Raw genomic sequence first — 13,470 nt, 5'->3', positions numbered from 1 at the left:
AGCCTCCTGCCCTCTCCCGGTGGAAACGACGACACGCTCAAGCAGGTTCGCCAGCCACGCCGGTCAGCGAAGGTGGCGTGTGGCGCGGCCACCGCGCGCCCACGTGTTCCGACGCGGCGGCCCGGAACGCCTCCATCAGTGCGCACCCCGGATATGTCCCGAACACTGCGTACTTCCAGCGGTAGTAGCACGACCAGTAGCTCACCACGCGTCGCTCCGTGCGGGCGAAGAAAGCTGGATTCCGCGCGATGAACTCCCCGTAGAGCCTGCGCTGGGCCGAGCCTGGGACAGCGAGGCCGGCGAGCCCCTGCGCGATCACGTCAAGGATCTCCAGCACGTACTCGCCAGTCAACTGCACCACGAACGGGGCCACCCATGGCTCCCTCGAAGCCACGATCTGTTCGAGGTGGCGCTGGCGGACCCGGCCATCACCGTGCCGGGAGTACAGGCAATGCAAGATCACCTGCTGGGGTCCGGTCAGGGATCGCTCCAAGTCGGCGCCTGGCTCCTCGTTGTAGATGCGCGAAGGGATGGCGAGGGTCTCGCCCTCCACCTCGACCTCGAAGGGCTCCATTGGCGCGTGCCTGGCGTCCGGCATGACCGCCAGGACACTCCGCATGTCACCGGCAAGACAGGTCGGAAACGCTGCGGCCAGGACATACGTGACGTTCGACGGATCCCGAGACAGATGCACAACGCGAGGATAGGCGGCGAGCATCTCGCTCCCCCAACTGGCCACCTCAGCGTCGCGGGACAGGCTTGGGAGTCCGGGTCTCATCATTGCTGCTTGTTGGTTCGCAACACGACTCAAACTAACTAAGTGAAGCAGAACGTACCTGTCGTGCCTCAAACTCTTGCAGGCTCCTGACCAGCTACAACCACTGATGAACCCCAGATAACCACGGTGCGCAGGGCGGTGACGAAGTACAGGACGCGGACGGCTTCGACGTCGTCGGTGCACTGACGTAGCCGGGGGCCGGGGGCCTCGCCGGGCAGGGCCTGGTCGGCGTCCGGGTCGACGGCGCGGGACCCGTGTCCTCGCGGTAGCAACACACAGTCCAGCACCTACAAAGACGACACCGCGAGGACACCGGAAAACGACACGCGCCTTCACTACTAAAACGACACCGCTCTTTCACCATCCCCCAAAACAACCTCAGGTCCCGCCCACTGCCAGCAATGAAGCCCTACGACGCCACACCACCGAAAAACCCATGACGCGCATCACGTTATATAACATGCGGCGCCCTCCTCCGAATGTCTCGGAGGAGGGCGCCGTAATCAGAATCTGCCTTACGCTGCCCGCTTCCTTTGAGAGATTGGATCCGGGAGTACCGTACTTTCGGTGGTCGGCTGGATGTCTCTGTCCTCGGAGGGCTGCGGCCTCGCGCTGGCCCGGAGCTGCTGGCGCAGCTTCCAGTGGGCCCTCTCCCATCCGAGAATGTTCTTCTTCTCGGCCTGCCTGCTGTTGCGGAGCGCCCGGATCCCCCCCCCCCCCCCGGCGATCCACAGTTCGAGGTCGGCGGGCTCGATGATGTAGCAGGCCTTCAGGAAGGCGATGGCCTGCTCAGCGTCGACGGGCAGGATCTTGCCGTTGATGATGTGGCGGACGGTGGTGGCAGGCAGCGTCCCGGGGGTGGACGTCCGTGTCATCTCGCCGGGCGTGGGGTGGCCGGCCCATACGTGCTGGTCGCGCAGCGCCTGGCCGAAGGACGCGATGGTGTTGATGAGTTCGGGGTCAGGTGCCTTGTGGAGGTGGTAGGGCGCCCGGGTCGCCCGGCGTGCGCGGATGAACAGGTCGAGGCCCTGGGCATGCGCGAGGGCGATGCTGTCGGTGAACTTCTCCTGCTTGGTGATGGTGACGTTGATGGCGGTCTCGATGCTCTCCCAGGAGGGGACGGAGATGCCGGAGGCGGCCCGTTCGAAGGTGGCCTTGGAGGGCATGCCGCCCACGTTCTTGGCCATCTCCTCGTAGGTCAGGCCGGCAGCGGCCTTGCGGGCGCGGAGGAAGTCCGCGAGCTTCGCGCGTGCCGGGACGGTGCGGTCTACCGGCTTCTCGGGGCGTCCCGTGGTGGCCACTTCAGTGCCCCGAGCTGCGGTAGGCGTCCATGAGGCGCTTGACCCTGTTGGCGCCTCGGTAGCCGGTCGTCACCATCACGACGGCCGAGGCTCCGATACTGCCTGAGCCTCCGAGGAGGAACAGGCTGTCGCGGATGGTCATGCCGTGCGGGGCGAGGATCGCCGCGCCGGCGATGAATCCGATGATCACAAGCGCGTGGGGCATGCCGAAGTGGCCGGCCGCGGCGGGCGGGGCCGGTTCGGTGGCCATCGCGTTCGTGGAGGCGACGTTGATGCTCGACGTCGTCGTGCGGGTTGCCGCGCCGTGCGATGCGGCGGAGGGCTTTGTGCCCACGCTGTTCTCCCTAACTACCGTCCGGCGACCAGGAGATCGCCGGACGGTGCTACTCGGCTCCAACCGTGCGGTCCCTCCGAGCGCTGAATGGGAGTTGGCGCTCCCAGCGCGCGAAGGGGCCTGCTGGCATGAAGGGTCTCAGCCCCTAGGACACAAATGACAGTCGGTCAAAACGTTGATTCACAGTCTCACCAATGAGACTTCTTCTGCGCTCAAATCGGCCTTCCCTCTGGTGAGTGCGGTCGCGTAGGACGTTCGTGACAGTTCTGGCGGACAAAAGTGCAGCTCAGGTGATTGCGGGGGGTCCTAGCACGAGCGCGTGACACCCTGGGACGTCATTCCGGGTGAGCGCGACGGCGTAAGTTCCCTGGTCAGGCACCGGTTTGGCGCGGATGGCGTCTCGGTGAAGGGGTGGTTTCACGTGGTCCCCTTGTGCCTCTCCGCGTCTCTGTACATGTAGCCTTGACCTGGGTTGATTCAATATCGCGCCGCTCAGAACTAGACGATCTTGGACGGCCTAGGCCAAGCTTCATTCACGGACCGCGGCCCCTAACAGGCCCAGCTGTCCTGCCCTGATTGCTACTGGCTCCAACCGGCGCGCACCAGGGAACCAGGGGGCGAGTGTTGGCGCACTCGCCCATGTGAAGCCGATCGCCGAATGCCGTTCAGGCCGGGGTCGGCTTCACCTGTATTGCAGGGATTCGTGCTGTGGTTGCCGTACCGGCGGGTGCGAGGAGGCCGACGGCGCTCAAGCGGCCCTTCCGGGGGTGGTTCAGCTGGTCTGGGCGATGGCCGGGACGTGCTCGGGTGCGGCTGTCGGAGAGCCAGTCGGCGGAGGCGGTGCGGACTCCCTCGCGCCTGGAAGTGCGTGTCGTCCTGCGGGCGCCGGCGGGTTGCAGACCGGGCTGATCCGCGCGGCCGTTGAGGAGCGGTTCCGGCGGGTGCTGTCCTTCCACGGCAGGGTCGGCGAAGCGGAAGCGATGGCGGCCGCCGTGCCCGCGACGGCCGCCCGGCTCGCCGAGGACGGCCCCGACACCTTCCCGCCGGCCGGGCAGGTGTGGGCGGACTGGCTGTACGGCGAGCACGCGCCCGCACACCGCCGCGCGGTGCTGGAGGAGTTCGCCGCCGACTATCTCACCGGACCCGGCCCGAACGGTGACGGTACGGACGTGCGGGCGGAACTGCGGGTGCTGTCGTCGGTGCGGGTGCTGGGTGAGGGCGTGGACACGGCGGAGTGCGACGCGGTGCTCTTCGCGGACGCCCGCGGCTCCATGGTCGACATCGTGCAGATGGTCGGCCGCGCCCTGCGGATGCGGCCCGGCGTCGGGAAGCTCGCCACGTTGATCGTGCCGGTGTTCCTCGGTCAGGACGAGGACGCGAACGAACTGCTCACCTCCGACGCCTACGGCACCCTCGCCAAGATCCTGGGCGCCCTGCAGGCGCACGACACGGACACGATCGAGGCCCTGGCCGACCCGCGCGTGCGCAACGCCCGCCCGGTCCAGGACGACGACGGCGACAGCGACCCCGACGACCAGGACCAGAACGACGTCGCCGAGGACGTCGAGCGCGTCGGCGCGGCGGCGGCCGGGGTGCTCAGGTTCAGCGAGGAGCGCGACCCGGCCGCCCTCGCGCAGTTCGTCCGGCTGCGGGTCATCGACCCGGAGGCCGCCTACTGGCGGCGCGGGATCGAGGTGGCCACCCGGTGGCTGCGCGAGACCGGCAGCACCGAGCTACGGGTGCCCTACACGTACGTGTCGCCGGAGGACTGGGGGGCGGCCGGCACTCATCCGCTGGGGGTGTGGATCGCCGATCAGCGCCGGTACTACGCGGCCGGAACACTGGAGGCGTCCCGCGTCGAGCAGCTGGAGGCACTCGGGATGGTGTGGTCGGTGCAGGCCTCCGCGTGGGAGGCCGGCCTCGCCATCGCCCGCTCGTACGCCGAGGTGCACGGGCATCTGCTCCCGCCGACCACGGCGGTGTGGGGCGGCGACAACTTTCCCATCGGGGTGTGGCTGAAGAACCAGCGAGCAGCCGCCCGGAAGACGGCTGAGAACGCCGAACGACGCGCGGCCGCGGAACCGGGCGTCTCCTACGCTGGGGAGCTGTCAGACGCCCGTGTGGAGGCTCTGACCGACCTGGACCCCGGATGGTGCCCGGCATGGGAACTGTCCTGGCAGCGGAACTACCGGCTCACCCTCGCGCACCGAAAGGCAGGCGGCCCGCTCCCCGCCGGACCGGGTGAACTCATCGTCCAGGGCGAGGACCTGGGCGCGTGGGCGGCCGGGCAGCGCGCCGGGTGGGACAAGCTCGTGCCCGCGCAGCAGTGGCTGCTGGAGTCGGTCGGGATCGAGCCCCCGGCGGAAGGTGAGCCGGTGGCGGGAGCGGCCCGGTCGCGGGACGCGCGGTGGGAGGCGAACCTCGCCGCCGCCCGGCGGTTCCACGCCCGCGAGGGACACCTCCAGGTGCCCCGCCAGCACGTCGAGATCACCGGGAACGGCGACGGCGAACAGGCGGCCGTGAAACTCGGGGCGTTCCTCGACAACACCCGCCGCCGCGCGGCCAAGCTCACCCCGCAGCGCCGCGCCGAACTCGACCAACTCGGCATGCGCTGGTAGCCGGCGCAGCCTGATGCGTCTGCGGCCCGCCCTGTGAAAGACAGGGCGGGCCGCCGCTGGGTGAAGCGGCACGAAGGACGCCAGCCGGCTATGTTCACGGGTCTGAGCAGCGTTTGCACACGAGGCCGGGAGGCGGTGCGGGAGCAGAAATTCGAAGGTCGGCGACTGGCGGACGGCTGGCTGGAGGCGACAGCGAAGACAGCGCGGGCCCCGAGCCGCAGCTTGACGTGCGGGCTGGCGGCTCGGGCCCGGCCGGTAGCTCAGGCCTGGCCGGTCTCGAAGCGGCTGACGCGGCCGCTGGAGACGGTGAACCTCCAGGCGGTGCGCATCTCGCCCCAGGTGTCGTTGCGGTAGGAGGCGACCAGGGAGCGGCCGCCGTCGGACTCGGACTCGACGTCCATGTGACCGTGGGAGGAGAAGACCTCCCGCTCGGCCCAGTCGTTCAGGTCGCGGTCGCTGCCGTCGTCAGACATGGTCGCGCCGGGCGCCAGGGCCGCGGCGAACGCCTGCTTGTCGCCGGCGTTGACGGCCGCGACGAAGGCGCGGACGGCGGGGTCGCTGAGCTGGTTCACGAGGATCACGAAGCCTCCTGCGAGTGCAGTCCTACGGGGCTGTGTGACCAAGGAGAACACCCCAAAAGGCCCCCCGGGAGGATCGCCGCCCGTTCGGCGTGCCCCCTGCGGCCAGGACCCGGAGGCCAGAATCAACACCACGGATTCGAACGCCATCCTCAGTACGCGCCTCCCGGACTGGTGCACAAACGCCGCTCAAACTCGGGCTCTGGCTCAGCTTCCGTGCAGGGAAAACTGGGAGTGATAGTTGTGCTTCGCCGGTCGCGTTCGAAGTCGCCCGAAAATGAGCCACGGTCACGGTGGTTGGGCTGACGGTTCGGGGCCGTGGAAGAGGTCGCGCTCCGTCTGAAGGAGCTGTTGTTCCCGTCGATCGCGGACGTCGCAGTGCTGTCGGTGGACCTGGATACCGAGATAGTGCGCGTTCCTGCGCACTGCACCACGGCCGGCGCCGCCTGCCCGGGATGCGGGGTCTGGTCGACCTCGGTCCACAGCGCCTACCTGCGGTTTCCCGCCGACGTACCAAGCGCCGGACGGAACGTCGCCCTTCAGCTCCGGGTCCGGCGGTTCCGGTGCCGGAACACCGCTGCCTGCGCCGGACCTTCGTGGAGCAGATATCCGGCCTGACCCGCAGGTACGGCCAGCGCACCGTGCGGCTGCGTTCGACCCTGGCCGCAGTCGGCCTCGCCCTGGCCGGCCGGGCCGGAGCCCGGCTGGCTGCCGTCCTCGGCGTGTCCGTGAGCCGGAGCACCGTCTTGCGTCTGGTCGACGCGCTGCCCGAGCCGGAGGTGCCCGCGCCGCGGGTGGTCGGCGTCGACGAGTACGCCACCCGCAAGGGCCGCCACTACGGCACCGTCCTGGTGGACGTCGAAACCCGCCGTCCGATCGATCTACTCCCGGACCGAGAGGCATCGAGCCGGGCCGCTTGGCTCGCCCAGCGGCCCGGCATCGAGGTCGTCTGCCGGGACCGCGCACCTTTTTCGCTGAGGGCGCCACGGCCGGAGCGCCCCAGGCGGTCCAGGTCGCGGACCGGTGACACCTCTGGCACAACCTGAGCGAGGCCGCCGAACGGAGCGTCGCCCAGCACCGCCGCTGCCTGCGCGTCCTGACACCCGCAGCACCTCAACCCGGACCCGCGCCGGTCCCGGCCGCGGACCCGTCCGCTTCGCCCTGGCCGCGAGGACACCGGTTCGCCGAACGGACCCGGGCCCGGCACAACGCGGTCCACGCCCTGCTGAAGGCAGGACACAGCCGGCGCTCGGTCCAGCGGCAGCTCGGCATGACCTACCGCACGGTCAAGCAGTTCGCCGACGCCGCAGCGCCGGAGGAGCTGTTCACCGGCCAGTGGCAGAACCGGCCCTCGGTCCTCGATGACTACAAGCCCTACCTGGACGACCGGTGAAGTGAGGGTTTCACCAACGCCTGGAAGCTATGGGAGGAGATCGGGTCGCCGTCCAGGCTGCGCTGGTACCAGCCCTCCAGGAAAACGCAGGCGGTCTTGAAGGCACGCGCTCGCGGCCCTGGACGAGCCCGAAAACTTCAATGCTCGTGCGTCTCTTGTCGGTGTGGAAGTCACAGACGCAGCTGGTGAGCCTCATGAACAGGTGCTGGGCAGGGTCCTCTGCCGTCAGGTTGACCAGCAGGCAGGTGCCGTCCGCAGCCAGCGGGCACTTCTCCCTCTTCTGGTTGCCTTTGCACCACCCGCACGCGAGCAGACGGTTAACCGGTTCGTCATGTGAAACCGCCGGCGAGACCGATCAGTAGCGTGACAAGACAGCCGCTGGCGAGCAGGCCTTGCACCGTCGCCGTAACACGCATGGTCATACTCCACGCCACCGCTGTGAAAATCCCGGCGCACACGGTGAGGCTCGCCAAGCCCACGGGCGTGATCCACGCGCCCACCGCTCCCCCCAGCACGAAGGGCAGCGACCCGAGGACCACCCCGAGCAGCGCGACCGCTTCGAACACGACCAAACCCACAGCCGCGAGTACATCTCCAGCCCACTTCGCGTATCGCCTGCCTCTGTCGTTCACCGCGGCAGCGTCTCCCGGAATCAGGAAGTCCGGCGGCCCATCCCCTCTAACGAGACCTGACCGGGACCCGTCCGGCGCTCCGGTGCCGGAGGGCGGCCCCGGGGTGCTGTGTGGCACTGTGGCGCCGCGCCAGGACCCCCGCCCTGAAGACGGGTGGGTGGCGGCGGCGAGCGTGGCCGGCTGTAGACCGGCCACGCTCACCGGACCGGCGCGGGAAGCGTGGTGCGCCGAGTTAGCCAGCCGTGCATGCCTGGCTCCGCAGCCACCGATTCCTGGCGCGGGGCCAGGTGCGCACTACCCATACGGAGGAAGTCGCGTGGTCGGAAAAATCAAGACTGTCGTGTCCGAAGGTCCCGAGAACACTTATATCCACGCGGGCACATTCCCCGTGAACTATGCGCAGTTCTACGTGCTCGACCGCAACCTTCACCGCACCGTGCACCCTGAACCGAAAGCGCCCGGAGAATCCCACACAGGCATCCTGCGAACCGTACGTGGTGGGGCCTACCTCGTTACCGGCATCAACCGTGGCGTCACCGACCTGACGGTATCGCTCCACACCCGGGAGCCGGATCCACTTCTTGGGCATTACGAGGACGCGGTCGAAGTCAGCCTTCAAGTCGACACTGAAACAGTCCTTGTCAGTGCCTGGGAAGGCGGCGACACATTCATCGTTCTGCCACCCATGCCGGCTGCGGCAGGCTGGTTGAGCTTGTTCCGCTTTGACGGACACCCTCGGTGTGGTGGTCAGGCTGCGAGTGCGGTCTCGTGTTCGGCGAGACTGCGGTAGCCGAGGCTGCTGTGCAGTCGGTGCAAGTTGTACCGGCTCTCGATGAAGTCGAAGATCGCGGTGCGGGCGGCGGCCCGGTGGGGCCAGGTGGTGGTGTGGAGCAACTCGCGCTCGATGGTCGAGAAGAACGACTCGGCGAGTGCGTTGTCCCAGCACTGTCCGGTGCGGCCGACCGACAGATGAACCCCCAACTGGTCTGCCAGAACGGCGAATTGCTGGCTGGTGTACTGGCATCCGCGATCCGAGTGGAAGATCACCAAACCGGTGGGGCGACGCTGTCGGTAGGCGGCCGTGAGGGCATCGGCGACCAGGCCGGTCCGCAGGTGATCAGCCGTTGCCCAGCCGACCACGCGACGCGAGGCTGTGTCGATGACGGTGGCCAGGTAGAGCCAGCCCCCCTCCGTGGCGATGTAGGTGATGTCGCCGCACCAGCGGGTGTCCAGCGAGCCGGCGTCGGGCTGGAAGTCCCGGACGATGAGATCGGGCCGCAGGGCAGCCCGCGGATCGGGGACCGTGGTCAAGTGCCGTCGCCTGCGATGCCGGCCCTGCAGTCCAGCCGCCCGCATCAACCGGGCGACGCGTCGACGCCCGCATCGGGCGCCTGCCCGCTTGAGCGCGGCGTGGACGCGCGGGGCGCCGTAGGTTCCACGCGATCTCGTATGGACGTCAGCGATCTGTTGCGCCAGCTCGGCGTCACGGACCGCCCGAGGGCCGGGCTTGCCGGTGCGGCGGGCGTAGAAGGCGGTCCGGGAGACCTTCAGCAGCTCACACGCTCGCTTGATGCTGTGACCTGCGCGCTTCTCCGCCTCGATGAGCGGGTGCACCGTCACCGGGTCTCCTTCGCGAAGAAAGCCGTGGCCCGCTTGAGGATGTCGACGTCCTCGCGCAGGCGGCGGTTGTCCCGCCGCAGTGCGGCCAGCTCCTCGCGTTCGCTGCTGGTCAGGCCGTCCCGGTCGCCCGCGTCGACCTCGGCCTGCTTCACCCAGTCGCGCACCGCGGTCCCGGTCAGATCGAAGTCCTTGGCGATCTGACCGACCGAGCGGTCACCGCGGCTGAACCCCTGATCTCGGACGTCCGCCAAAGTGGATCAAGCTCAGCCAGTACGCGGTGACCAGGAGCACCCGCTCTTCCAGCGGCAGTGACCAGGGACGCCCGCGGCGAGTTCGATCGGCGCCTTCTCGGCGTAACAGCGTGACCGGCTTTCGCAAGTCGCGCGGGCGCAGCCCGGTGAACGGGGGTATCCAGGACGGGTCCGCTGCCGTGATCACTCCAGCCACAGCGGGATCTTCTCAAGGCGAACCACGCCCTGACCGCTCACATGGCCGGCGCGGCATGCCGCGTCGACGCTGCGCTCAGGTCGTATCGCGCTTCGCGGTCGACGAAGAGGGCGGTTGCTCCTCGCGGCTCTCCGAGGTGAAGGCGTCGCGGCGAGCGAGAGTCACCGAAAGAGGCAGGTCCAGCCGCTCGGCTGCGCGGCGCCGGACACGCACCTGAGCTCGGGTCCGGGGTCGGAAAGAGGGGAGCCGCGAGCAGCCGCAGCCGGGGCGGTGATCATAGGTCAGCCCTTCCGCGAGCACAGTCGCAACGACTGACCATGCCTTCGTGTCGCGTCGCCGGGGCGCAGCAAAGTCGTGGCCGGCGAAGACGAGCGGTTCACGACAGCCAGGACAGATTCGCTTCCGGATCGGCCATGTGCTGCCTTTGAAGGAGAGCCGGCACGCGATGCATACGTAGTGCCTGAAGGCGCCGTTGAACGCCCGGTAGCACATGGTCCGCCAGGATACGCATCGTCCGCGGGCGGGCCCAACCGGATTCCTAGAGCCCGATCTGGCCAGTCGGCCGCTCGGTCAGGGTCCGCACCACCACACGATGGACGCGGACGCACAAAAAGCGGGACAACCCTTAGACGAATAATCGACAGGCGGTGTGGGAGGTGTGGGTGGCCGGCTGGTCAGCGGCGGGCGAAGACGGGCTGCCACGCATTGATGTCGACGTATGTCTCCTTCTGGACGCCGCTCAGCGGCACGGTCCCGTCTCTGCCGATGGTCACCAGTACCAGCCGGGGCCGGTACGGCTCGTCCAGGCCGCCGGCTCGCTCCCAGGCGATGAGCCGCCGGTCGTCGGCCCAGGCCAGCAGCTCGGCGCCGCGGACCTTCGTGACCTCTTTGCCGGTGCGGGGGTCGCGGATCGAGGAGTACGACTTCCCGGGGGCGATCTCCTTGGTCAGACCGAGCGCGGCGTACCGGCCGTTCGGGGACAGGCGGGCGCCGACGTCCGCTCGCAGGTACCGCTCGTCCGCCGGTGCGGCGATCTTCTCGCCGTCGAGGCTGTAGAACTGCTGTATCCCGTCCCGGTCTCCGATGACCTGTGCGTAGACCTGACCGCCGGTGCGGCTGTAGGAGAAGTCCGCGCGTGCGAAGGTGTCGCTGCCGGCCTCGACACCGGTCCAGGTGCCCTTGCCGGAGGCCACGTCGATGTCGTAGAAACCGGTCCGGCTGGACGGGGTGGACGCGGGTCCCCAGCCCAGGCCGCCCTTGACGTTCTCGACCCTGCCCCGCGTGTCGGGGTTCGCGTCGTACGTCGTCGCCAGCAGCCTGGTCCCGTCGTACGAGAAGGCGAGTCCGCCGACCCCGTGCTTGACCGGGATCCACCGCTCGACCTTCCTCGTCGCGAGGTCGAGCAGGCCGATCCGGCGGACGGGCAGGGTCTGCTCCAGCACGGCGGCTGTCCGCAGGCCCGGCGCGACGGCGGCGAAGGCCCACCGGGTGTCCTTGACGTAGGTGCCGGTCCGCGGGTCGAGCAGCCGGTACGTGCGGACGCCGATCCCGCTGTCGTCCGTCAGGGGCACGGTCCGCGAGGTGTAGTACGCGGCGAGCACCGTCTGCCCGGCCGCGACGAGTTGGCGCGGCGGCGACTGGTCCGGGTGTGCGGTGATCCCGTTCCGCTGCACGACCCCGGACGGGCGCACGTCGCTCTTCCCGGCGTCCAGCAGCGGCACCGCGACCGCGACGGCGACCACGGCGGCCGTCGCTGCGGCCGTCGAGGCGAGTCTGCGGGTACGGCGACGCCGGCGGACGGCCAGTACCCGGTCGGCGAGGCCCGCTCCCGCCGGCGGCTGCGCGGCGGCTTGTTCGCGCAGCGCCTGGCGCATGAGTTCCTCGATGTTCACGGCCGCACCTCCACGGGCGAGTAGTCACGGGACGGCGGCTGCGCGCGGCCGGGCTCCGGGTCGAGGGCGGCCAGTTCGGGTGCGAGGGCGCGCAGCCGGGCCAGCGAGCGGTGGGTGGTGGACCGTACGGTGCCGACGGAGATGCCGAGCAGGCGCGCCACGTCGGCCTCCGGCAGGTCTTCGAAGTAGCGCAGCACCAGTACGGTCCGCTGGCGGGCGGTGAGCCGGGACAGGGCCGTGCGCAGGACGAGGCGGAGTTCGGCGGCGGACGCGGTGTCGGGGCCGGGCGGGCTCTCCGGGGGTTCGGCGACGCTGAGTTCGCGGCGCCGCCACTTCAGGCGCCAGCGGCCGATCTGCTGCCGGTAGAGGATCTGCCGTACGTAGGCCTCGGGCTCGTCGATGCGGTGCCAGCGGCCCACCGCCTTGATCAGGGCGTTCTGCAGCAGGTCCTCGGCCGCGTGCCGGTCGCCGCCGGTCAGCAGCACGGCCGTCCGCAGCAGTGCCGAGGACCGGCCGTCCACGAACTCCCGGAAACTCTCGCCCAGTTCCGCATCCATCGTCACCTTCTCTTCGCCCGGGCCCACCTGGTGTCCGGGCCCTGTACCTGTGCTGACGTGTGCGCAGCCGCCCTGCTATGCCTGTCCGGCGCGGATTTTATTCACGGTGCCGCATCCGCCCGCTGAGCTGGGCAGTGCCCCTGAGCCGCTCTCTGTCGTTCCTGGACGTCGGCGGCCGGCTCGACCCGGACGCGGCCCGGCCCCAGCGGCGCCCCGAGGGGTACACGACGATCCGGGCCGCCGTCCGTCCGGGACTCCTGCTGCGGGTGTGGCTCAACCCGTACGACGGTCCGGCGTTGCTCCCCTTCGGTTACGCCCTGTGCTGGGCGATCGCCTGGATGGCCGAGGTGAAATGGTGGATCGGCCCGGTGGCCGGCCTGCCTGAGCTGTGGTGCGGCGACTTCGGCGGGGCGGGGCGGGGCCGGCGGAAGGGCCCGGCCGGGGGGCGTGGGAGGACGGAGGCGAGTGCGGCCCGTGCTGCGGGCCGCCCGTTCGCCCGGGTGGAGGACGAGCTGGGCCCGCCGGCTACGGGTGGGTCCGCGTCCCCCGCCGTGCACCGGCGCTGCTGCACCACGTCGGTCCCAGGACCGGCCTGCGTTCGCCCGGCTTCGCCGCGCTGGCGGTTCCGGGCGTCTGTGCCTCAGGAGGCTGGGCGCTCTCCGGGTGAGCGGGGCGCCCGTGCCGAGGCGTGCGGGTGCAGGCCGACCGGCCTCAGGGGTGAATCCGGCGGTCCGGTGATTTGCCGGGGGTGCGGCAGCGGGAAGGTCCTCCGTGCACATCGGACACGCCGCGTCCAGGGAGCGCCCCATGCCTAAATTCCTCGTCCAGGCCACGTATACGCCCGAGGGCACGAGAGGTGTGCTCGACGAAGGGGCGAGCGGTCGCCGGGCTGCCGTCGAGCACGTCGTGGCCGGTCTCGGCGGCACCGTCGAGGCGTTGTACTTCGCGTTCGGTGAGGACGACTTCGTAGCCATCCTCGATTTCCCCGACCCGGTCGCCATGGCTGCGGTCAGCCTCGGCGTCAAGGCCAGCGGGGCGCTGCGCACCCGGGCCACCCCGCTCCTGACCGTCGAGGAGATCGACGAGGCCACCCGCCGTCAGGTCGCCTTCCGCCCACCCGGCGCCTGAGCCGCTCCGATGCCGAGGGCGATCCGGCGCCGGGAGTTGCGGGGGCCGTGGCCTGCCCGCCCGGTGTCTTCCTCACGCTGTGGCGGGTGAGCGGCCCTCGGGGAGACTTCTCCTGCCCGGCGCGGGCGCCCTGGCGCCGGCACCCGGCTCACCGTCAGGCGCGGCGGGCCCCCGCTGCCGAAAGCGTCTGCC

Annotated in this window: 15 protein-coding genes and 2 pseudogenes; 7 read left to right on the top strand and 10 right to left on the bottom strand. The window is 69.8% G+C overall.

All coding sequences use genetic code 11. From position 1 onward, the window contains the following. Positions 1 to 37 precede the first annotated feature (37 nt). The 3 genes from ACIRQ9_RS32010 to ACIRQ9_RS32000 all read right to left on the bottom strand — a co-directional run bounded on the left by ACIRQ9_RS32010 (position 38) and on the right by ACIRQ9_RS32000 (position 2,413). Entirely contained in the window at positions 38 to 718 is a 681-nt protein-coding gene (locus ACIRQ9_RS32010) for a hypothetical protein (protein ID WP_404181315.1), read from the bottom strand. Between the two features lie 575 nt (positions 719 to 1,293). Beyond that, entirely contained in the window at positions 1,294 to 2,079 is a 786-nt protein-coding gene (locus ACIRQ9_RS32005) for a helix-turn-helix domain-containing protein (RefSeq protein WP_404181312.1), read from the bottom strand. Between the two features lies 1 nt (position 2,080). Next, positions 2,081 to 2,413 carry a hypothetical protein gene (locus tag ACIRQ9_RS32000; protein ID WP_404181310.1) on the bottom strand — a complete coding sequence of 111 codons (333 nt, stop codon included), beginning with the start codon at positions 2,411 to 2,413 and terminating at the stop codon, positions 2,081 to 2,083. Positions 2,414 to 3,306: 893 nt separating this feature from the next. On the opposite strand from ACIRQ9_RS32000, the gene ACIRQ9_RS31995 reads away from it, so the two are divergent. Further along, on the top strand, positions 3,307 to 5,031 hold the full coding sequence (locus ACIRQ9_RS31995) for a Helicase associated domain protein (RefSeq protein ID WP_404181307.1): 1,725 nt from the start codon (positions 3,307 to 3,309) through the stop codon (positions 5,029 to 5,031). A 260-nt stretch (positions 5,032 to 5,291) separates the two neighbouring features. Here the strand turns inward: ACIRQ9_RS31995 and ACIRQ9_RS31990 are convergent, their stop codons facing one another. After that, on the bottom strand, positions 5,292 to 5,612 hold the full coding sequence (locus ACIRQ9_RS31990; RefSeq protein WP_404181304.1) for a nuclear transport factor 2 family protein: 321 nt from the start codon (positions 5,610 to 5,612) through the stop codon (positions 5,292 to 5,294). Between the two features lie 315 nt (positions 5,613 to 5,927). On the opposite strand from ACIRQ9_RS31990, the gene ACIRQ9_RS31985 reads away from it, so the two are divergent. The 3 genes from ACIRQ9_RS31985 to ACIRQ9_RS31975 all read left to right on the top strand — a co-directional run bounded on the left by ACIRQ9_RS31985 (position 5,928) and on the right by ACIRQ9_RS31975 (position 7,002). Further along, positions 5,928 to 6,227, top strand: coding sequence for a transposase family protein (locus ACIRQ9_RS31985; RefSeq protein WP_404181301.1), 300 nt, complete (start codon positions 5,928 to 5,930; stop codon positions 6,225 to 6,227). After that, on the top strand, positions 6,173 to 6,655 hold the full coding sequence (locus ACIRQ9_RS31980; RefSeq protein WP_404181298.1) for a transposase: 483 nt from the start codon (positions 6,173 to 6,175) through the stop codon (positions 6,653 to 6,655). Before ACIRQ9_RS31985 ends, ACIRQ9_RS31980 begins: the two co-directional genes overlap by 55 nt. Positions 6,656 to 6,879: 224 nt before the next feature. Continuing rightward, the gene (locus ACIRQ9_RS31975; protein ID WP_404181295.1) at positions 6,880 to 7,002 is read left to right on the top strand and encodes a hypothetical protein; all 123 of its coding nucleotides are present in this window, start codon (positions 6,880 to 6,882) and stop codon (positions 7,000 to 7,002) included. Positions 7,003 to 7,331: 329 nt separating this feature from the next. On the opposite strand, the gene ACIRQ9_RS31970 is transcribed toward ACIRQ9_RS31975, so the two are convergent. Next, positions 7,332 to 7,580: a hypothetical protein gene (locus ACIRQ9_RS31970; protein WP_404181293.1), complete on the bottom strand. Its 249-nt coding sequence runs from the start codon at positions 7,578 to 7,580 to the stop codon at positions 7,332 to 7,334. Between the two features lie 370 nt (positions 7,581 to 7,950). Here ACIRQ9_RS31970 and ACIRQ9_RS31965 point away from each other — a divergent pair, with 370 nt between their 5' ends. Next, positions 7,951 to 8,424 (top strand): hypothetical protein, encoded by a 474-nt coding sequence (locus ACIRQ9_RS31965; protein WP_404181290.1) that lies wholly within the window; start codon positions 7,951 to 7,953, stop codon positions 8,422 to 8,424. Here the strand turns inward: ACIRQ9_RS31965 and ACIRQ9_RS31960 are convergent. The 5 genes and pseudogenes from ACIRQ9_RS31960 to ACIRQ9_RS31940 form a co-directional block, all read right to left on the bottom strand. Further along, positions 8,382 to 9,254 (bottom strand): IS3 family transposase, encoded by an 873-nt coding sequence (locus ACIRQ9_RS31960; RefSeq protein ID WP_404181287.1) that lies wholly within the window; start codon positions 9,252 to 9,254, stop codon positions 8,382 to 8,384. The genes ACIRQ9_RS31965 and ACIRQ9_RS31960 overlap by 43 nt on opposite strands. Continuing rightward, positions 9,251 to 9,505 carry a transposase gene (locus tag ACIRQ9_RS31955; protein ID WP_404181284.1) on the bottom strand — a complete coding sequence of 85 codons (255 nt, stop codon included), beginning with the start codon at positions 9,503 to 9,505 and terminating at the stop codon, positions 9,251 to 9,253. The genes ACIRQ9_RS31960 and ACIRQ9_RS31955 overlap by 4 nt, the downstream gene beginning before the upstream one ends. 16 nt (positions 9,506 to 9,521) lie before the next feature. Further along, positions 9,522 to 9,701: pseudogene (locus ACIRQ9_RS31950) on the bottom strand (IS5/IS1182 family transposase); the annotation flags it as partial. A gap of 674 nt (positions 9,702 to 10,375) precedes the next feature. Continuing rightward, positions 10,376 to 11,593, bottom strand: a complete 1,218-nt coding sequence (locus ACIRQ9_RS31945; RefSeq protein WP_404181281.1) for a WD40 repeat domain-containing protein — start codon at positions 11,591 to 11,593, stop codon at positions 10,376 to 10,378. Next, positions 11,590 to 12,150 (bottom strand): SigE family RNA polymerase sigma factor, encoded by a 561-nt coding sequence (locus tag ACIRQ9_RS31940; RefSeq protein ID WP_404181278.1) that lies wholly within the window; start codon positions 12,148 to 12,150, stop codon positions 11,590 to 11,592. The genes ACIRQ9_RS31945 and ACIRQ9_RS31940 overlap by 4 nt, the downstream gene beginning before the upstream one ends. Positions 12,151 to 12,290: 140 nt before the next feature. On the opposite strand from ACIRQ9_RS31940, the pseudogene ACIRQ9_RS31935 reads away from it, so the two are divergent. Continuing rightward, positions 12,291 to 12,817, top strand: a pseudogene (locus ACIRQ9_RS31935) (hypothetical protein). Positions 12,818 to 12,957: 140 nt separating this feature from the next. Further along, positions 12,958 to 13,278, top strand: a complete 321-nt coding sequence (locus ACIRQ9_RS31930) for a GYD domain-containing protein (protein WP_404181275.1) — start codon at positions 12,958 to 12,960, stop codon at positions 13,276 to 13,278. The last annotated feature ends 192 nt before the right edge of the window (positions 13,279 to 13,470 follow it).

Source organism: Streptomyces sp. NPDC101237 (assembly GCF_044767465.1).
GTDB classification, from domain to species: domain Bacteria; phylum Actinomycetota; class Actinomycetes; order Streptomycetales; family Streptomycetaceae; genus Streptomyces; species Streptomyces gramineus.
Note: the sequence above shows the minus strand (reverse complement) of the source record. Positions and strands in the feature narration are given on the sequence as shown.